The organism is Rhodanobacter aciditrophus (genome assembly GCF_042679525.1).
Taxonomy (GTDB): domain Bacteria; phylum Pseudomonadota; class Gammaproteobacteria; order Pseudomonadales; family Marinomonadaceae; genus Marinomonas; species Marinomonas aciditrophus.
The window spans coordinates 302307-320784 of the sequence record NZ_JBHTMN010000018.1 but is presented as its reverse complement, the minus strand read 5'-3'; the positions used below and the strand labels follow the sequence as shown (position 1 = coordinate 320784).

Genomic DNA, 18478 nt, shown 5'->3' with positions numbered 1-18478 from the left:
GTAAATTCACTCTAGGCACTACGTCTGAATTAAGCCAAGCTTGCTTTCGCTTTTTCAACGATCGCAGCAAAAACTTCTTTTTCGTAAACTGCCAAGTCAGCCAATACTTTACGGTCGATTTCAATAGAAGCTTTCTTAAGGCCAGCAATGAAGCGGCTGTAAGATAGACCGTTTAGACGAGCCGCAGCGTTGATACGCGCAATCCATAGAGCACGGAATTGACGTTTACGTTGACGACGGTCACGGTAAGCGTATTGACCTGCTTTGATAACCGCTTGTTTCGCTACACGAAATACACGGCTACGAGCACCGTAGTAACCTTTAGCTTGCTTTAAAATCTTTTTGTGACGGCGACGAGCCTGAACACCACGTTTTACGCGAGGCATAATATAAACCCTTTAACTAGTTGTTGACTGAAAATATCGATTAAGCGTATGGAAGCATTCGAACGATCAATGGCTTATCGCAAGATTTGATCTGCTGCATTGAACGAAGTTGACGCTTACGCTTAGTAGACTTTTTAGTCAGAATGTGACTAGTGAAAGACTGCTTATGTTTAAAACCGTTTGCGGTACGTTTGAAGCGCTTTAGAGCACTACTGTTAGATTTAATTTTTGGCATGGTAAAACCACTCTCGCATTCGTTAATGTTAAATGTAATAACAAGGGCTAAGTCCAAGACTTAGCCGCCTTTATTACTTCTTCTTTTTAGGGGCCAGCACCATAGTCAATTGACGACCTTCCATTTTCGCAGCTTGCTCTACTACACCATGTTCATCTAAGTCTTGAGCGACTCGATTCATAAGTTGCATGCCAAGCTCCTGATGGGCCATTTCACGACCGCGGTAACGTAACGAAACCTTGGCCTTATCCCCTCCTTCAAGGAAACGTATCAGGTTGCGGAGTTTTACCTGATAATCCCCTTCCTCCGTCCCTGGACGGAATTTCATTTCTTTAACTTGGATTTGCTTCGCATTCTTGCGTTGAGCGGCTTTCGCCTTTTTCTGCTCGAACACATGCTTACCGTAGTCCATGATTTTGCAAACAATCGGATCTGAATCAGCAATCTGCACTAGGTCTAAGCCTGCAGCTTGAGACGCTTCTAGTGCTTCTTCAATCGAAACAACACCAATTTGATCACCTTCAGCGCCAATTAAGCGCACTTCGGTAGCTCGAATGTTTTCGTTGATTTGAGGACGTTGTTTCGCGTTAGCGCGTCCACGATTCATATTACCTTTTATAGCTCTATCTCCATTTTTTATTTACGACTACGGCGTGAGACTTCGTTTTGAAGCAAGTCTTCAAAATCTTTGATACTCATCACACCAAGATCTTCGCCAGAGCGAGTACGAACAGCAACCTGCTGATTTTCGACTTCTTTATCACCGACAACGATCAAATATGGCACTCTTTGTAGAGTATGCTCGCGGATTTTAAACCCGATCTTCTCGTTTCTCAAGTCAAGTTTTGCTCGGAAGCCATTAGAATTAAGAGTTTTCTCTAAATTCTGGCAATATTCTGCCTGACGATCCGTAATATTCATGATTACAACTTGCTCAGGCGCCAGCCAAGCTGGGAAAGCCCCTTCCGTTTCCTCAATCAAAATACCAATGAAACGCTCAAGTGAACCGACAATAGCACGGTGCAACATGACAGGTGTTTGACGTGAGCCATCTTCTGAAACATATTGGGCGTTCAAGCGATTTGGCATTGAGAAATCCACTTGGATTGTGCCACATTGCCATACACGGCCGATTGCATCTTTCAATGAGAACTCGATTTTAGGGCCATAAAAAGCCCCTTCTCCTGGCAATTCTTCCCACTCTAATTGAGCGGAGTTCAAGGCATCGGCCAGTGCTTTTTCAGCTTTATCCCAAACTTCATCCGATCCAACACGCTGTTCTGGTCGAGTAGACAGTCGGTAGATAATTTGGTCAAAACCAAAATCTGCATACACTTCATGGAGCAAGTCGATAAATTCAGACACTTCAGACTGAATTTGATCTTCTGTCACAAAGATATGACCGTCATCCTGAACAAAGTTACGTACACGCATAATACCGTGTAGCGCACCGGACGGCTCGTTACGGTGACAAGAACCAAACTCCGCCATACGGAATGGCAAATCACGGTAACTCTTCAAACCTTGGTTGTATACCTGAACATGACATGGGCAGTTCATTGGTTTCACCGCGTAATCACGGTTTTCCGAATGAGTGGTGAACATGTTTTCGTGGTATTTACCCCAGTGCCCAGACTTTTCCCACAATACGCGATCAACGATTTGTGGTGTCTTAACTTCTTGATAACCGTTTTGACGCTGCTTCTGACGCATGTACTGCTCTACGATTTGGTAGAGAGACCATCCTTTAGGATGCCAAAACACCATACCTGGGGCTTCTTCTTGCACATGGAACAGGTCAAGCTTTTTACCTAACTTACGGTGGTCACGCTTTTCAGCTTCTTCGATACGAGTCAAATAGGCTTTTAGATCCTTTTTATCGGACCAAGCGGTACCATAAATACGCTGCAACTGCTCATTGTTAGAGTCACCACGCCAGTAAGCTCCCGCCAGTTTCATCAATTTAAAGTGACGAAGCACACGGGTATTTGGCACGTGAGGACCACGACACATATCCATATATTCTTCATGATGATATAAGCCAACCTCTTTTACAGAGTCGTCCATATCGTCAATTAGCTGAACCTTATAATCTTCACCACGCTCTACAAACTGAGCTCGGGCTTGATCGACAGGCGTCATCTTCTTGATGACATCGTAATCTTTCTTGATGAGTTCACCGATACGCTTTTCAATCGCTGCCATATCATCCGGAGTGAATGGGCGTTCGTAGGCAATATCGTAATAAAAACCTTCATCAATAACTGGGCCGATGGCCATTTTTGCCGTTGGAAATAACTGTTTAACGGCATGGCCTACCAAATGGGCAAAGGAGTGACGAATGATTTCTAAACCTTCATCATCACGTCCGGTTACCAAACTTACATCAGAGTCTTCGGTAATCAATTCGCAAGCATCAACCAGTTGACCATTGATCTTTCCGGCTACGGTGGCTTTCGCCAAGCCCGGACCAATGTCTTCTGCGACTTGCATTAAAGTTACTGCTTCAGGAAATGAGCGTTGGCTTCCATCTGGTAAAGTAATTACTGGCATTTTTGTTCCCCTATCGGAGTCAGTGGTGCTCCATACGCCAGAGCACATGTAAATTTAAGGCGGATAACCTAACATTTCTTTGACTACTTTGCGACCCAATGCACACATATTCCTCGGTTGGAAAAGAGATTTTTTCGGACTCACAAAAATCAACCTTTTTTTATGCATTTCTGCCATAGACATTAAAATCTAGCACGTTAAAATAGCCGCCGTTTCACAACAAAACTGTTCGATACCAAAGGCCTTATGGATCACGAAGCAATTGACAATTACTGTGTTGAGACTACTCAAGCAGAACCCGACTTATTATTGGAACTCGTCGAGAAGACGTACTCTGATATGGGTTACCCAAATAAATTGTCAGGACGCACAATCGGTCGCACTCTAAAACTGTTGACTAAGATCCACCAACCTAAACGTGCTCTAGAGATAGGTATGTTTACAGGTTATTCAGCCCTCTCGATTGCAGAAGGCATGCCTGAGGACGGCAGTTTAACTTGCTGTGAAACCAACCCCCGCGCAATTGAATTTGCGCAATCCTTTTTTGATCGCAGTCCGTTCGGACATAAGATCACACCTATTTTTGGTCCTGCACTAGAGACAATCGAGTCTTTAGAAGGGCCTCTAGATTTTGTGTTTATCGATGCCGATAAGCGCAACTATCTAAATTATTACGAAGCAGTCGTACCACTCGTTCGCAGCGGCGGCCTGATCGTAATCGACAACTCAATTTGGCAGGGACGAGTTCTCTCTCCTGAAGAGAACAGCGATGTTGCAGTGGATGCAATGAATAAACGCATCGCAACAGACCCGAGAGTGGAAAATGTCCACCTTCATGTACGAGACGGGCTAAATCTCGTAATCAAACTTTAAAACTAATGTATTCACTAGCGTCGGCACTGCCAAATAATGGCGGTGGCGGCGCTATGTTTTTGACTGTAAGAAATTCAAGAGGCAGCGATTTTGGTCGTTTTTAAAATCACAAATAATGTCACTGGAAAACACTACGTCGGCACATCATTTAACAGCGGCTTTCAGCGCTTCGAACAATACGTCGAAGCTGCCAATGAAAACCTTGACTACCCGCTGTATGAAGAAATCCGTGCCCACGGTGTTGATGCATTTTCAGTAGAAGAACTGTACGAAACCCGCGATAAAGAAGAATTGTATGAGCTAGAGCAAGATTACATTTCAATCTACAACGCAGAAAGCTTACGTGGTTACAAGATTGGCCAAACCGCCAACAAAGCGAGCCAACTAAACTTTGGCAAAAAAGCAATGTTTGACACCAATGGCGTGTCCACTGCTGAGCAACCAAAGAAAACACCTGGTCGTAAAGCTGCAACAAAGAAAACAGAAGTACATCAAGTTGCTTTACCAAAGAAAGATGAACCAAAGCCTACTGCTTCATCGTTTTTTGGTGAACTTATTGGCGAAGATCGCCTAGATAGCCCTGCGGCATCTAAAATGGAAGATCCAACCAAACCTTCTTCTGTAAAGCGCACCACACGCAGCCAAAGCAGCATCCAGAAAATGCTACGAGAAGCTGAAAAACAAGCTAAACAGGAGCGCGCTGAGAAGCTAAAAGCAGCACAGCAAGAGCAAGCAGATGAAATGGCCCTTATCATGGCCAAATTAGACGTAACCTCTAAATCTGTAAACTCAGCGTTCCGCCGCCGTAAAGGCTAGGCACACGCCCCATCTAAAAAGCCCTGTCCAATTGCATTGGACAGGGCTTTTTTATTACGTCTAGGTTAGACGGACCGCATATTACTGAGCTGCTTTGCGCAATGTCTCAGAAATCATAAAGGCCAACTCAAGAGATTGATCTGCATTCAAACGAGGATCACAATGGGTGTGGTAACGATCAGCAAGATCCGCCTCTGTCACTTGGAAGGCTCCCCCGACACACTCTGTCACATTTTGACCTGTCATCTCGAAATGCACGCCGCCAGCATAGGTACCTTCAGACTTATGCACTTCAAAGAATTGCTGCACTTCGCGCAAAACATCGTCTACTTTGCGAGTTTTATAGCCAGTACTGGCTTTCACAGTATTGCCATGCATTGGGTCACTGCTCCAGACCACCTTCTTACCTTCGCGCTCAACCGCTTGGATCAATTTAGGCATACCGTCCGCAACCTTGTCAGCCCCCATACGAACAATGACGTTTAACCGCCCTTCTTCGTTTTTCGGGTTCAGCACATCACACAAACGCACTAGATCCTCAGGATCCATAGAAGGCCCAGCTTTTACACCAATAGGGTTATTAACCCCACGCAAAAACTCCACATGAGCACCGTCTAGTTGGCGGGTTCGGTCACCAATCCATAACATATGAGCAGAACAGTCATACCAGCCTCCCGTCAAACTATCCTGACGGGTCAAAGCTTCTTCATAGGGCAACAAAAGAGCTTCATGAGAGGTGTAAAATGAGGTCTCACGCAATTGAGAAGCACTGGCACCAATGCCACAGGCCTCCATAAACTGAAGCGCATCGTCAATGCGGTTTGCAATCGCGTGGTAACGCTCACCTGCCGGACTACTTTGAATGAAATCCAAGTTCCATTTATGCACCTGATGGAGGTCTGCAAAACCACCTTGGGCAAATGCTCGAAGCAAGTTCATGGTTGCGGCACTTTGATTGTATACGCGCACCAATCGCTCTGGATCTGGCACCCGAGCACCGGTTTCAAATTCGATACCATTGATGATATCGCCGCGATAACTTGGCAACTCAACACCATCAATGATTTCCGTACCAGCGGAACGAGGCTTAGCAAACTGTCCCGCCATGCGCCCAACTTTAACCACTGGACACTTAGCGGCATAAGTCATAACAGCCGCCATCTGCAACATTACCTTAAAGGTGTCGCGAATATTGTTGGCTGAAAACTCAGCGAAGCTCTCTGCACAATCGCCACCTTGCAACAAAAATGCTTTGCCTTTTGCCACCTCAGCGAGGTCAGCACGCAACTGACGTGCTTCACCAGCGAAAACAAGTGGAGGCATTTGCCCTAATACACTTTCGACTCCCGCTAACGCATTCTGATCAGGGTATTCAGGCTGTTGTAAAGCTGGCTTATGACGCCAACTCTTAATGTCCCATGAATTCGACATATATCCTCTCTATACTTTTAGCATTTCCCTTAGGTTCTAGCGTGCGACCACCCATAAAATTTGGGCATCTTCAGATGAAGTAGAAATCACAGCGTGACCCATGGCTGCATCATAATACACACTATCCCCTTCATTTAGATCGACAGGCTCATAAAATTCAGAATAAAAAATTACCGATCCTGATAACACCAATAAGAACTCTTCCCCATCGTGACGAACCCATTCTTTAAATTCGTTAAAGTTTCTGGCTCTAACAATGGTTTTAAAGGGCACCATTTTTTTACGGCTGATGGAGAAACTGAGTAACTCATGCTCATACGTGGCAGTGGGATGAGGCTCACCCTCACCAGCTTTGGTGACATCTCTACGCCCCGCTATGGAATGCTCTTTCGTTTCCACAAACAATTGCGGCAAATCCATTTCCAAGCCATGAATCAATTTCTGCACAATAGCAAAACTTGGTGATACTTGATCGTTTTCTATTTTCGAAAGAGTAGAACGAGCAATTCCTGTGCGCTTGCTCACTTCTTCTAATGTCCAACCTTTCGTTAAACGAATCTCTTTAACTCGCTTACCAAGCTCAAGCGGTTCAACAAACTTATCAGGATCGGAAGCTGTCGCGGTTTCCAATGAGGGTCGACTTACCATGTAGAGTTCTCCTATACGCTCCCTAAGTTTACTAAAATAAACTCCCCTGACCTACCATAACTGGACACAAGCGTCGCTTTAACAACAAAAAAGCCCGCACAGGGCGGGCATTTGAAAACTTTCATATGGAATTAACGTTTCAAAGGGGCCATTGCCGGCATGCAACGTCCTAGATCAAACCCTTTGGCTTGAACCTGGTCGACCAACTCATCAAAAGATGCAAGATGCCCCTGATTCGCTAGCACCCAAAGGACAGAAGAACGAGTACCTGTTCGACAGTATGAAAACACCTGTTTTCCTGAATCAATCTGTGCCGCTTGAGCTTGAACCTCTTTTTCCGACAGAGCTTTCAAATCAACAGGATTGAAAACATATTCCAGACCTGCCGCCTCAACGGCTTCTTTCATCTGCGCACTGGTTGGTTGATCTTCCGTTTCACCATCAGGGCGATTATTGATCACCACTTCCACTCCCTGAGACTTCAACATATCAATGTCTTGAAGAGTGATTTGCGGAGACACACTGTAGCTTTCAGTTAACGCTGTAATTGTCATAATCCTAAATCCTAATTACGATCGATAAAGTACTTTAATCAGGTGAAAGCCAAACTTGGTTTTCACTGGCCCTTGAATTTTTAATAACGGCCCCGTAAAGACAGCCTTATCAAAGGCAGCAACCATATCCCCTTTGCGAAACTCCCCTAAATCACCACCCTTTTTACCAGATGGGCACGTGGAATGCTTTTTCGCAAGTTGATGAAAGTCTGCCCCTTTATCAAGTTTCTCTTTCAGCTGCTCAGCCTCGCCTTTGGTTTTCACTAAAATGTGGCAAGCACTTGCTGTGGCCATAATAAACCTCTGAATCTATTTGTTATAAACACACATGGAAAATCCTGTGTTACATTTGGGTAAGTATAACTTGTTTAGCATTCGAGGGTAGTATGGAACTAATGCCGTCTTCAGAAGAGCTGTCCCTATTATTAGTGGAGCCTTCTTCGACACAACAAAAGATCATCCGTATCGCGTTAGAAGAAGCCGGCATTCGCCATCTCTATTTCGCTGACTCCATCAAATCCGCACTTTATTCCATAAAAGAAAATGCCCCTGATTTGATTGTCTCTGCCATGTACCTACCAGATGGCACCGCTGAGAAACTGATCACTCTCATAAAGCAACACCCTGAAACCGAGCACATCCAGTTTATGCTGGTTTCCAGTGAACGCAATCGCGCGCAACTAGAGACCCTTCGCCAAGCAGGCGTCATTGCCATGCTTCCCAAACCTTTCAGCATGCGTGACCTGAGACGAGCAATCAATGCCACGCTGGATTTAACGATCGAACAAGAGATTGAGCTAGAGCTGCTGGACCCTCACGAGATGCAAGTGCTATTAGTGGATGACAGCAAACTAGCACAAAAACACATCACTCGGGTGCTTGAAACCATGGGCATCATCAATATCGATGTGGCGGCCAATGGGGAAGATGCCATCATGCTTCTTAATGATGGGGAGTATGATCTGATCATTACAGACTACAATATGCCAGAAATGGACGGTAAGGAGCTCGCTAACACCATTCGCCACGCAGAACATCTGGCGCACATCCCCATTTTAATGGTGGCCTCTAACGCCGATCAGCCACAGCTAGCGAATATCACCCAAGAAGGGGTCGATGCGATTTGCGACAAGGTATTTGAACCAGAAACCTTGAGGCGCTTACTTCACAACATCCTAGATTGACCAATAAAAAGGCAGCCAATTGGCTGCCTTTTTATTTCTTATCCTAGATGTCTCTGCAACAAAGCATCGACAATGGGTACATTAGCCTCTGGAAAGGTTAAGTCTGATAGACCAGCATAAGAGACCCAAGCGACCTCCTGACCTTCTTTACCGGAAGGTTCACCAATAAAATCGGTCACTTCATAAAAATGCAGTTCGACGGATTTATCAGTGTAATCATGGCGAATCACCCGAAAAGGTGATGCCTTCACCACCTCAATACCACACTCTTCTTGAAGCTCTCGAGCCAAAGCTAAGCTTGGCTCTTCATCAGGCTCACATTTACCGCCAGGAAATTCCCAGCAGCCTCCCTGATGCTGCTTAGAAGAACGTAGCGCGACGAATATCTGATCGCTTCGCAGAATAATCCCAGCCGCCACTTTAATAACCATTAGGTACGGTACTCAGCATTAATAGTGACATAGTCATGGGAGAAGTCTGTAGTCCAAACCGTATCAGCTTCAGCTCCTGCACCAAGATCCACAAGAATATGAATTTCCTCTGGATTCATGGCCGCTTGGCCAGCCTCTTCAGTGTAGTCAGGAGAACGACCTCCATCACGGACAATTTCACAGCCATTAATGTGTATAGAAACACGGTCTACATCCAACGTCTCGACACCAGCACGGCCTACTACTGCAAGAATACGACCCCAGTTTGGATCTGAAGCAAAAAGCGCTGTCTTCACCAAAGGAGAGTGAGCAATTTCAAATGCTGTCTTAGTCGCATCAGACTGCACCGCTGCACCTGTCACCTCAACCGTTACAAACTTGGTTGCCCCCTCACCATCACGCACAATAGCGTGGGCCAATTCCTGCATGACAGCCAAGAAGGCTTCCGCAAAGGCTGCACCGGCTTCGCTATTAATATCAGAGATCAAAGGCGCGCCGGATTGTCCTGTCGCAACAGCGATACAGGAATCATTGGTAGAAGTATCACTGTCGATAGTGATGCGATTAAAGCTCTTATTCGTTGTACTTTTCAGCAAGGCTTGCAGCACTGATTGGTCAACCGCCGCATCCGTGAACACATACCCCAACATGGTCGCCATGTTAGGTCGGATCATACCGGCACCTTTGGAAATACCACCAATGGTCACTGTTTTACCCCCAAGGGTAATCTGGCGATAGGCACCTTTAGGCAGAGTATCTGTGGTCATAATGCCGACACCAGTGTTGCGCCAATTTGATGACGTCAATGACTCCAGAGCAGCAGGCAAGACAGCGACGATTTTCTCAACTGGTAAGGGCTCACCAATAACGCCAGTAGAGAATGGCAGCACCTGCTCAGTGGTCACCCCCGCTTTTTCAGCAAGGATTTCACACGTCTGGATCGCCTTCCCATAACCAGATTTACCTGTGCCAGCGTTGGCATTACCAGTATTAATCACCAAGTATCTTGGAGAAGCCTTCCCTAGATGCTCTCGGCACACTCGAACCGGCGCCGCGCAAAATTGATTTTGTGTAAACACACCCGCAACACTAGAACCTTCCGCCAACTCAAAGACCACAACGTCTTTTTTATTTGGCTTTTTGACTCCAGCTTCCATTGCGGCAAAACGAATTCCTTTGATTTCAGGAATCTCAGGGAAAGCATTCAATCCTACTGCCATCTCGGCCTCTCCAATTCTTAAACTAAACTACCGTGACATTGTTTGTATTTTTTGCCAGAACCACAAGGACAAGGCTCGTTACGACCGACTCGAGGCACTGACTCACCTTGCGCAGCATTGTCCGCATTCTCGTCAGCAACATTAGTTGTCACACGAGTCTTTGCTTCTTGCTCACGGCGGGCTTCTTCAATTTTCTTCGCTTCGTCTTCAGATTGAACCTTCACTCGCGTGATAACTTGAATCACGTCAAACTTAATTTGCTCTAGCAAGTTTTGGAACAACTCAAAGGCTTCACGCTTGTATTCTTGTTTCGGGTTCTTTTGCGCATAACCACGCAAATGAATACCTTGACGCAACATATCCATTGTTTGCAGGTGCTCTTTCCAAAGGGTATCTAGCACTTGCAACAACACTTGTTTTTCAAAGTTACGAAGTGCAGCGGAACCTGCTACGGCTTCTTTAGCAACATAGTCGTCAATAAAGAATTGCAAGATTTTCTCGCGTAATGGCTCTTCGTAAAGTTTCTTGTCTTCCTCTACCCAAGCCTTAACTGGAATTTCAAGACCAAAGTCGTTACGAATACGCTCTTCTAGCCCCTCAAGATCCCACATATCAAAGATACTTTGCGGTGGAATGTATTCATCAATAACACCTGACACCACTTCTTCACGCATGGATTGCACGGCCGCAGACAAGTCATCGGACACCATCATATCGTAACGCTGACGGTAGATAACTTGACGCTGATCGTTAGCCACATCATCGTATTCGAGCAACTGCTTACGAATATCGAAGTTACGGCCTTCCACTTTACGCTGGGCTTTCTCGATCGCGTTAGACACCATCTTGTGCTCAATGGCTTCGCCTTTCTCCATACCCAGAGCCTGCATCATCTTTTTGATACGCTCAGACATGAAGATACGCATTAGGTTGTCTTCAAGAGATAAGTAAAAGCGAGAAGAACCCACATCCCCTTGACGACCCGCACGACCACGCAACTGATTATCAATTCGTCGAGATTCGTGACGCTCTGTACCAATGATATGCAAACCGCCTGCAGCCAGTACGGCTTCATGGCGCTTCTGCCACTCTGCTTTCACTGCATCAATCTGTTCTTGTGTAGCGTTCTCGCCCAACTTGGCAATCTCAACACCCTGGTTACCACCTAGCACTATGTCTGTACCACGACCAGCCATGTTGGTTGCAATAGTCACCGCACCGGCGCTACCTGCTTCTGCAATGATTTCCGCTTCGCGCTCATGGTGCTTAGCATTCAAAACGTTATGCTTAACGCCTTTTTGCTCTAAGAAGTTCGACAACATCTCCGAGTATTCAATGGACGCAGTACCCACCAACACAGGACGCCCTGCTGCCACCACATCTTCAATATCTTTTACGATGGCCTCAAATTTTTCCGCCGTAGACATAAAAATAAGGTCGTTATAATCCTTACGCTGAACAGGATTATTGGTTGGGATAACCACAACAGTTAAGCCGTAAATCTGCTGGAATTCGAAGGCTTCCGTATCGGCGGTCCCCGTCATACCAGACAGTTTTTCATACAAACGGAAGTAATTCTGGAAGGTGGTTGAAGCAAGAGTCTGACTCTCAGCTTGAATGTCGACACCTTCTTTCGCCTCAACCGCTTGGTGAATACCTTCAGACCAACGTCGACCGGCCATAGTACGACCTGTGTGCTCATCTACGATGACCACTTGACCACCCTGAACAACGTAATCAACGTTCTTCTGGAAAACAATGTGCGCACGCATACAAGCGTATACATGATGCAATAACTGCAAGTTACCGGCGGCGTATAAACTATCGCCCTCTTCCAGCATACCTTGCTCTACCAACCAAGCCTCAACGAACTGGTGCCCATTCTCAGTTAACTCAACGTTCTTTTGGGCCTCATCGTAAGTGTAATGACCAACGTCTTCGCCTTCTTCCTCTTGTTTTACAAGTAAAGGAGCCAATTTATTGATCTTACGGTATTGCTCTGAACTGTCTTCAACAGCACCAGAAATAATCAGTGGTGTACGGGCTTCATCAATTAAGATGGAATCCACCTCATCGACTACCGCAAAAGCTGGCTCACGCTGCATACGGTCTTCCAAGCGGAACACCATGTTGTCTCGAAGGTAGTCAAAACCAAATTCGTTGTTCGTACCATAAGTGATATCAGACAGATAAGCCGCGCGTTTTGCCTCACGCTCTTGGCCCGCATGCACTACGCCTACACTCATATCGAGGTATTCGTACAATGGACGCATCCAGTTGGCGTCACGGGTAGCCAAGTAATCGTTCACCGTTACAACGTGAACCCCTTTACCCGCCAAGGCGTTCAAATATACCGCTAGGGTCGCCACTAGGGTCTTACCTTCACCGGTACGCATCTCTGCGATTCGACCTTCGTGAAGCACCATACCGCCGATCATTTGCACGTCAAAATGACGCATCCCCATGACACGCTTACTGGCTTCACGGACTGTTGCAAAAGCTTCTGGCAAAAGAGAGTCTAGTGACTCGCCCTTAGCGAGACGCTCCCGAAACTCATTGGATTTAGCCATCAAGTCGTCATCTGACAGCTGAATAAAACTTTCTTCTAACTTATTGATTTGCGTGACAGCTTTTCTGTAACGCTTCACTTCGCGGTCGTTCTTAGTACCGACGATTTTCTTAATGACTGTTCCTAGCATCTTTTATACACAACTTAGAATTTTTGAGTGATTAGAGTCTATCATGGTAGATTGCGACAAAACATGAGTTATCAAGTCTTAAAAACGAAAAAAGCCAGACATAGTCTGGCTTTTTAGGAATATTGATCAAAGTCTATGCAGTGGCTGCAGACTCTGCGTACGAGATAGGATTCAAGGCTGAATCTTCTTCAAATGTGACATATTCCCAAGCATCTTGGTTTTGCAGTAATTCCAACAACAACTTGTTATTCAAGCCGTGTCCAGACTTATACGCCTTGTATTCACCGATTACACTGTGCCCAAGAAGGTATAAATCACCAATAGCATCCAATACCTTATGGCGTACTAGCTCATCACGGTAACGAAGACCTTCGTCGTTCATAACGCGGTAGTCGTCAAGAACCACCGCGTTTTCCATGTTTGCACCACGTGCAAGATTGTTGTTCTTGAAGTACTCAAGGTCTTTCATAAAACCAAAAGTACGTGCTCGGCTGATTTCCTTAACGAAAGTCGTTGTAGAAAAATCAACCGATGTAAACTGAACATCTTCATCAATTGCAGGGTGCTGAAAGTCGATAGTAAAAGACAAACGGAATCCAGAAAACGGCTCTAAAGAGGCGTATTTGTCTTCTTCTTCAACGCGAATCGGCTTTTTGATTCGAATGAATTTTTTCGGAGCATTTTGCTCTTCAATGCCAGCTGATTGCAGCAGGAATACGAAAGGACTCGCACTGCCATCCATCAGCGGAACTTCGCTTGAGCTAACTTCAACATAAGCATTATCAACACCTAAGCCCGCCATAGCAGACATTAAATGTTCAACTGTGCTTACTTTCACGTCACCATTGCACAAGGCCGTCGCAAAGTTTGTCGAGCCTACTGCACGAGCGTCACCATGAATTTCAACATGAGGTTCTAAATCTGTACGCACAAAAACAATACCTGTGTTAACAGGCGCTGGTTTAAGCGTAAGATAAACTTTCTCGCCAGAGTGCAAACCTACTCCGGTAGCGCGAATAATGTTCTTGAGTGTGCGCTGACGTACCATTACTTTCCTACAATATGATGACAGTTAAATTATGTATAAATAATACCAATACGCATCTTCAGTTACAATTAACCAACCCTAAAGCTGCGCATTTTTTACTCAAATTAGTCTGCTTGGCGGCGTAAAAAGGCCGGAATGTCCAAATAAGACAATTTATCTTCACTATTTTGTGACCCAGACGCCTGAGACTCAGCTGATTTCGCTGGTTCCGCTGCCGCTTTTGGGCTCACGTTTTGCTCCACAACAGGTTTTTGCTCTTCTTTAGGAACAACATTGATTGCAACACGCTCCTGCTGTGTTTCCTCTGGCTTTGCCACAGGTGCAGAAGGTTGAACTGTAGTAGAGCTGCTTACCACACCAGAACCCACAGCGGACTGCATTTGAGAAGACGAACCTTTACCTTCCAAACCAGTTGCAACCACAGTAACACGCATCTCATCACCCACGTTCGGATCAATGGCACAACCAATCACCACAGTCGCATCTTCAGAAGCGTATTCCTCGATGATATTACCCACTTCACTAAACTCAGATAATCCCACTTCATCGTTCGCGGTAATGTTAACCAAGACACCACGGGCACCTTTAAGGTTAATATCTTCTAGCAATGGGTTATGAATAGCCGCTTCCGCCGCTACACGAGCACGATCTTCACCCGTTGCGTAACCAGATCCCATCATGGCCATACCCATTTCTTTCATCACCGTTTGTACGTCAGCAAAGTCGACGTTGATCAGGCCTGGACGCATGATCAAATCGGTAATACCTTGAACCGCATTCAGCAAAACGTTGTTCGCTTCACCAAAAGCCTTCAATAACGAAATGTTTTTACCTAATACAGGAAGCAAACGCTCGTTTGGCACTGTGATCAGAGAGTCCACGTTATCACGTAACTCTTTAATACCCTCTTCGGCCACTTTAGCACGACGACGCCCTTCGAATGGGAATGGCTTAGTTACCACAGCGACCGTCAAGATACCAAGTTCGCGAGCAACTTTTGCGATCACAGGCGCTGCACCTGTGCCCGTGCCGCCACCCATACCAGCGGTAATGAAGACCATATCTGCGCCAGTCAAAAGCTCAGTAATCTTCTCCTGATCTTCCAGTGCAGAATCTCGTCCTACACTTGGATTAGCACCAGCACCTAAGCCTTTAGTGACAGTGGTACCCAACTGCAAAGTAATACCTGTGTCCAAGCCAATCAGTGCTTTCGAGTCTGTGTTTGCACAGATAAACTCGACGCCGTCCAGATTGCTTTCCAGCATGTGCTTGACAGCGTTACCGCCACCACCACCGACACCAACTACTTTGATGACAGCATTTTCAGATAAATTTTCTTCGGCTAAATCAAATACGTTCATAGACATGGGCTACAAGCTCCTATAACTCTGCTGTCATTCCTGACTTAAATATAACTCTGAAACCAATCTTTTACCTTGTGCCACGCTTTCGTTGGACTGAAAGCAGGCTTGGCCTCACCTTGCGCCACCTCGGGCAAATACTTTTTCTTTGGCGTTTTCTTAACTTGGGCAGTTGGTGCTGCTGCTTCAGGTACTGGCATATCCATACCTGCATGCATCAACAACCCAACACTCGTTGCATAACTTGGATTATCGACCACTTCGCTAATCCCTTTAGTCTGCATCGGTGCTGCAAGTCTAACTGGCATATCAAAGATACGCTCCGCCAACGCCTCCGCACCTTCCATCAGAGACGTACCGCCAGTAATGACAATACCCGCTGGAATTCTTTCGGCGAATCCACTGCGGTTCAGCTCATCACGCACCATTTGGTAGATCTCTTCGTATCGCGCCTCAACCACTTCCGCCAAAGCATGACGAGAAATAGAACGAGGTTGGCGATCTCCCACACTTGGCACTTCAATAATCTGATCCGATGACGCCAGATTAGACATTGCACAAGCGTATTTTACCTTAATCTCCTCCGCATGAACGGTCGGCGTGCGCAACGCCATGGAGATATCATTGGTGACCTGGTCGCCAGCAACAGGAACCACTGCAGTATGATGCAAAGCCCCATCAATCCAAACAGCCAGATCAGATGTGCCTGCACCGATATCCACAATGCAAACACCCAAATCTTTTTCATCTTCGCTCAGACACACATGACTTGATGCCAATTGAGAAAGAATCACTCCGTCAACGCCTAAACCACATCGACGGATACATTTTTCTACGTTCATCACTGCGTTTGCAGCCCCAGAAATCAGATGCACATTGGCCTCTAATCGGACACCAGACATGCCTAATGGGTCACGAATACCTTCCTGAGAATCTATATGAAACTCTTGGGGTAACACATGCAATAAACGCTGATCAGAAGAAATAGGAACAGCTTGGGCGGCATCGATCACTCGATCTACATCTTCCACCTGCACTTCACCATCTTTGATTGCCACAATGCCATGGGAATTTTGGCTGCGAATATGGCTTCCTGCCACACTCACATACACAGAATGAATATTACATCCAGCCATCAGCTCTGCTTCTTCCACGGCGCGTTGAATAGACTGAACTGTAGACTCAATATTGATCACAACACCACGCTTCATTCCCTTGGCAGAGTGCGTGCCGATCCCAACTATTTCAATGCCACCGTCAACACCTACCTCACCTACAATACAGGTGACTTTCGATGTGCCAACGTCCAATCCAACAATCATGAGATACCCTATCCCCTTTTACTGCAAATAAAAGCCTGATTAAAAAAGCAACAATCAGACCAACTCTTACTCTTCCAATTTCCATTTGACCGCAACGCCATGGGGATACCTTGCATCCACAGACGAAATTTGATCTATTCTACCCGATAAATCGCTTTTATACACGGCTACAAACCGCCCTAAACGATCCAAAACATCGTTTCTGCCGAGCTTTACGCCAATCCCATTGTCAAACCAAATATCCCAAGCCCCACGATCCTCTAATTCAAGCTTGACAACCTTTAGAGAAGAGGTTGATAACATTTGACTGATCAAACTAAATTGATCCAGTACTACCGTTTCTGTGTCTGCCGGACCAACTAGACTCGTAAGCGGCAAATCAGGCAGATTCTTTGGCGCAATCACTTTCCCTTCAGCGGTAAGAACTTGCCTCTCATTCCAAAAAGCCAGTGGCCGATGCTCGGTCACTTCAATACGAATACTGTGGGGCCAAACTCGTCGAATCTTAGCCCTGTCCACCCACTCTGGTTGCTGGGCAAACTGAGTCAGCTCTGCCATAGAACGGTCGAACAAACCATCCCCTAACAGCTGGTCATAATACTGCTGCAGTGCTATCGGATCTGCGTATTTCAGATCCCCAGCAATTTCGACCACACGTACATCAAACATGGGATCATCTGCTGCCACTTGATCAGGGTCCCCCTGAAACAAGGCAAACACTATTAACAACACAGCCCCTATTAACGCAGCGATCCGCATCGACTTATTTAACCCCTTGGGCTCTACGCCAACCTAGCTGGGCTATCATCTCAACCAACTCGTCATAGTCGACACCCTCGTGGGCCGCAGCCATTGGCACCAGACTATGAGACGTCATTCCAGGCGAAGTGTTCACTTCTAACACCATAAAATCCCCAGAATCTGTCATCATGACATCTACCCGCCCCCAATCTTCGCAATTCAAAGATTGATAAGCTTTCAAAGCTAGGTCTTTTAACTCTTCTTCCCGCTCAAAAGGCAAACCACAAGGCAACAGATACTGGGTGTCATTCGCCACGTACTTAGCATTGTAATCATACAAAACATGCTCTTCTGAAGGCTTCAAACCAATCGGCGCCCAAGCACGATCACCGATCACAGCAATCGTAAATTCTGGTCCGGTAACAAACTCTTCGACCAAAATATCAGAATCGTAACGCTGGGCGTCTTGCAGAGCCTCAGCTAGGCCTTCTGGGCCATCTACCTTGCTGATACCAATGGTTGAGCCTTCACGGGAAGGCTTAATGATCAAGGGATACGTCATCTCTTTATTGATCTGCGCCACATCCGGTTTATGACTAAAGCATAAGTATTTTGGCGTTGGGATTCCGATCCCCTGCCAGTAGCGCTTAGTTAAGGCTTTGTCCATAGCAAAACCGGACGCTAAAGGCTGACTTCCCGTATAGGGCTTATCCATCAAATCCAGCAATGCTTGCAGACGACCGTCTTCACCCTCTCCACCGTGAAGGGCAATAAAAGCAAAATCAAACGCTACCGCTTGCAGCTGCTTAATCACATCTTGGTCAGGGCCTTCATGGTATAAATCTACCGCTTCTACTTGGTAGCCTTTATTCTTTAAAGCCTGCACCACTCGCGCACCACTCTCTAAAGACACTTCACGCTCAGCAGAACGGCCACCATATATCACAGCAATCTTTTGGTCTTTTAACAGAGACAC

Annotated in this window: 19 protein-coding genes; 3 read left to right on the top strand and 16 right to left on the bottom strand. The window is 46.0% G+C overall.

Annotated features, from left to right (window positions below; translation table 11 throughout):
• Positions 1–29: 29 nt before the first annotated feature.
• The 4 genes from rplT to thrS form a co-directional block, all read right to left on the bottom strand.
• Positions 30–386 (bottom strand): 50S ribosomal protein L20, encoded by a 357-nt coding sequence (gene rplT / locus ACFQ45_RS16525; RefSeq protein WP_140588345.1) that lies wholly within the window; start codon positions 384–386, stop codon positions 30–32.
• A gap of 40 nt (positions 387–426) precedes the next feature.
• On the bottom strand, positions 427–621 hold the full coding sequence (rpmI, locus tag ACFQ45_RS16520) for a 50S ribosomal protein L35 (protein WP_067210550.1): 195 nt from the start codon (positions 619–621) through the stop codon (positions 427–429).
• Between the two features lie 73 nt (positions 622–694).
• Positions 695–1228 (bottom strand): translation initiation factor IF-3, encoded by a 534-nt coding sequence (gene infC, locus ACFQ45_RS16515; protein WP_377369698.1) that lies wholly within the window; start codon positions 1226–1228, stop codon positions 695–697.
• A gap of 29 nt (positions 1229–1257) precedes the next feature.
• Positions 1258–3174, bottom strand: coding sequence for a threonine--tRNA ligase (gene thrS, locus ACFQ45_RS16510; RefSeq protein ID WP_377369696.1), 1917 nt, complete (start codon positions 3172–3174; stop codon positions 1258–1260).
• A gap of 246 nt (positions 3175–3420) precedes the next feature.
• On the opposite strand from thrS, the gene ACFQ45_RS16505 reads away from it, so the two are divergent.
• Both ACFQ45_RS16505 and ACFQ45_RS16500 read left to right on the top strand, forming a co-directional pair.
• Positions 3421–4047: an O-methyltransferase gene (locus ACFQ45_RS16505; protein WP_377369694.1), complete on the top strand. Its 627-nt coding sequence runs from the start codon at positions 3421–3423 to the stop codon at positions 4045–4047.
• A 90-nt stretch (positions 4048–4137) separates the two neighbouring features.
• Positions 4138–4863: a hypothetical protein gene (locus ACFQ45_RS16500; RefSeq protein ID WP_377369692.1), complete on the top strand. Its 726-nt coding sequence runs from the start codon at positions 4138–4140 to the stop codon at positions 4861–4863.
• 81 nt (positions 4864–4944) lie between these two features.
• Here ACFQ45_RS16500 and ACFQ45_RS16495 read toward each other — a convergent pair whose 3' ends face one another.
• The 4 genes from ACFQ45_RS16495 to ppiC all read right to left on the bottom strand — a co-directional run bounded on the left by ACFQ45_RS16495 (position 4945) and on the right by ppiC (position 7790).
• A complete protein-coding gene (locus ACFQ45_RS16495) occupies positions 4945–6294 on the bottom strand; it encodes a class II 3-deoxy-7-phosphoheptulonate synthase (RefSeq protein WP_377369690.1) in 1350 nt (449 codons plus the stop codon).
• A gap of 36 nt (positions 6295–6330) precedes the next feature.
• Entirely contained in the window at positions 6331–6942 is a 612-nt protein-coding gene (locus ACFQ45_RS16490) for a helix-turn-helix domain-containing protein (protein WP_377369688.1), read from the bottom strand.
• 131 nt (positions 6943–7073) lie between these two features.
• A complete protein-coding gene (locus tag ACFQ45_RS16485) occupies positions 7074–7496 on the bottom strand; it encodes a TIGR01244 family sulfur transferase (protein WP_377369686.1) in 423 nt (140 codons plus the stop codon).
• Between the two features lie 15 nt (positions 7497–7511).
• A complete protein-coding gene (gene ppiC / locus ACFQ45_RS16480) occupies positions 7512–7790 on the bottom strand; it encodes a peptidylprolyl isomerase PpiC (protein WP_377369684.1) in 279 nt (92 codons plus the stop codon).
• Positions 7791–7882: 92 nt separating this feature from the next.
• Here ppiC and ACFQ45_RS16475 point away from each other — a divergent pair, with 92 nt between their 5' ends.
• Positions 7883–8680, top strand: coding sequence for a response regulator (locus ACFQ45_RS16475; protein ID WP_377369682.1), 798 nt, complete (start codon positions 7883–7885; stop codon positions 8678–8680).
• A gap of 38 nt (positions 8681–8718) precedes the next feature.
• On the opposite strand, the gene mutT is transcribed toward ACFQ45_RS16475, so the two are convergent.
• From mutT to ACFQ45_RS16435, 8 genes are all read right to left on the bottom strand, one after another.
• The gene (gene mutT / locus ACFQ45_RS16470) at positions 8719–9111 is read right to left on the bottom strand and encodes an 8-oxo-dGTP diphosphatase MutT (protein ID WP_377369680.1); all 393 of its coding nucleotides are present in this window, start codon (positions 9109–9111) and stop codon (positions 8719–8721) included.
• Positions 9111–10331, bottom strand: coding sequence for a bifunctional glutamate N-acetyltransferase/amino-acid acetyltransferase ArgJ (gene argJ, locus ACFQ45_RS16465; RefSeq protein ID WP_377369678.1), 1221 nt, complete (start codon positions 10329–10331; stop codon positions 9111–9113). The genes mutT and argJ overlap by 1 nt, the downstream gene beginning before the upstream one ends.
• A gap of 17 nt (positions 10332–10348) precedes the next feature.
• Positions 10349–13030: a preprotein translocase subunit SecA gene (gene secA / locus ACFQ45_RS16460; protein ID WP_377369676.1), complete on the bottom strand. Its 2682-nt coding sequence runs from the start codon at positions 13028–13030 to the stop codon at positions 10349–10351.
• A 133-nt stretch (positions 13031–13163) separates the two neighbouring features.
• Positions 13164–14078, bottom strand: a complete 915-nt coding sequence (gene lpxC / locus ACFQ45_RS16455) for a UDP-3-O-acyl-N-acetylglucosamine deacetylase (protein ID WP_377369674.1) — start codon at positions 14076–14078, stop codon at positions 13164–13166.
• Between the two features lie 104 nt (positions 14079–14182).
• Positions 14183–15439 carry a cell division protein FtsZ gene (gene ftsZ / locus ACFQ45_RS16450; protein ID WP_377369994.1) on the bottom strand — a complete coding sequence of 419 codons (1257 nt, stop codon included), beginning with the start codon at positions 15437–15439 and terminating at the stop codon, positions 14183–14185.
• A gap of 44 nt (positions 15440–15483) precedes the next feature.
• Positions 15484–16761 carry a cell division protein FtsA gene (gene ftsA / locus ACFQ45_RS16445; RefSeq protein ID WP_377369672.1) on the bottom strand — a complete coding sequence of 426 codons (1278 nt, stop codon included), beginning with the start codon at positions 16759–16761 and terminating at the stop codon, positions 15484–15486.
• 66 nt (positions 16762–16827) lie between these two features.
• The gene (locus tag ACFQ45_RS16440) at positions 16828–17520 is read right to left on the bottom strand and encodes a cell division protein FtsQ/DivIB (protein ID WP_377369670.1); all 693 of its coding nucleotides are present in this window, start codon (positions 17518–17520) and stop codon (positions 16828–16830) included.
• A gap of 4 nt (positions 17521–17524) precedes the next feature.
• On the bottom strand, positions 17525–18478 hold the full coding sequence (locus ACFQ45_RS16435) for a D-alanine--D-alanine ligase (RefSeq protein ID WP_377369668.1): 954 nt from the start codon (positions 18476–18478) through the stop codon (positions 17525–17527).

What these genes read in the sequence shown, in the direction of transcription:
- rplT (WP_140588345.1), bottom strand. Translation starts at nt 386, where the DNA reads ATGCCTCGCGTAAAACGTGGTGTTCAGGCTCGTCGCCGTCACAAAAAG.
- rpmI (WP_067210550.1), bottom strand. Translation starts at nt 621, where the DNA reads ATGCCAAAAATTAAATCTAACAGTAGTGCTCTAAAGCGCTTCAAACGT.
- infC (WP_377369698.1), bottom strand. Translation starts at nt 1,228, where the DNA reads ATGAATCGTGGACGCGCTAACGCGAAACAACGTCCTCAAATCAACGAA.
- thrS (WP_377369696.1), bottom strand. Translation starts at nt 3,174, where the DNA reads ATGCCAGTAATTACTTTACCAGATGGAAGCCAACGCTCATTTCCTGAA.
- ACFQ45_RS16505 (WP_377369694.1), top strand. Translation starts at nt 3,421, where the DNA reads ATGGATCACGAAGCAATTGACAATTACTGTGTTGAGACTACTCAAGCA.
- ACFQ45_RS16495 (WP_377369690.1), bottom strand. Translation starts at nt 6,294, where the DNA reads ATGTCGAATTCATGGGACATTAAGAGTTGGCGTCATAAGCCAGCTTTA.
- ACFQ45_RS16490 (WP_377369688.1), bottom strand. Translation starts at nt 6,942, where the DNA reads ATGGTAAGTCGACCCTCATTGGAAACCGCGACAGCTTCCGATCCTGAT.
- ACFQ45_RS16485 (WP_377369686.1), bottom strand. Translation starts at nt 7,496, where the DNA reads ATGACAATTACAGCGTTAACTGAAAGCTACAGTGTGTCTCCGCAAATC.
- ppiC (WP_377369684.1), bottom strand. Translation starts at nt 7,790, where the DNA reads ATGGCCACAGCAAGTGCTTGCCACATTTTAGTGAAAACCAAAGGCGAG.
- ACFQ45_RS16475 (WP_377369682.1), top strand. Translation starts at nt 7,883, where the DNA reads ATGGAACTAATGCCGTCTTCAGAAGAGCTGTCCCTATTATTAGTGGAG.
- mutT (WP_377369680.1), bottom strand. Translation starts at nt 9,111, where the DNA reads ATGGTTATTAAAGTGGCGGCTGGGATTATTCTGCGAAGCGATCAGATA.
- argJ (WP_377369678.1), bottom strand. Translation starts at nt 10,331, where the DNA reads ATGGCAGTAGGATTGAATGCTTTCCCTGAGATTCCTGAAATCAAAGGA.
- secA (WP_377369676.1), bottom strand. Translation starts at nt 13,030, where the DNA reads ATGCTAGGAACAGTCATTAAGAAAATCGTCGGTACTAAGAACGACCGC.
- lpxC (WP_377369674.1), bottom strand. Translation starts at nt 14,078, where the DNA reads ATGGTACGTCAGCGCACACTCAAGAACATTATTCGCGCTACCGGAGTA.
- ftsZ (WP_377369994.1), bottom strand. Translation starts at nt 15,439, where the DNA reads ATGAACGTATTTGATTTAGCCGAAGAAAATTTATCTGAAAATGCTGTC.
- ftsA (WP_377369672.1), bottom strand. Translation starts at nt 16,761, where the DNA reads ATGATTGTTGGATTGGACGTTGGCACATCGAAAGTCACCTGTATTGTA.
- ACFQ45_RS16440 (WP_377369670.1), bottom strand. Translation starts at nt 17,520, where the DNA reads ATGCGGATCGCTGCGTTAATAGGGGCTGTGTTGTTAATAGTGTTTGCC.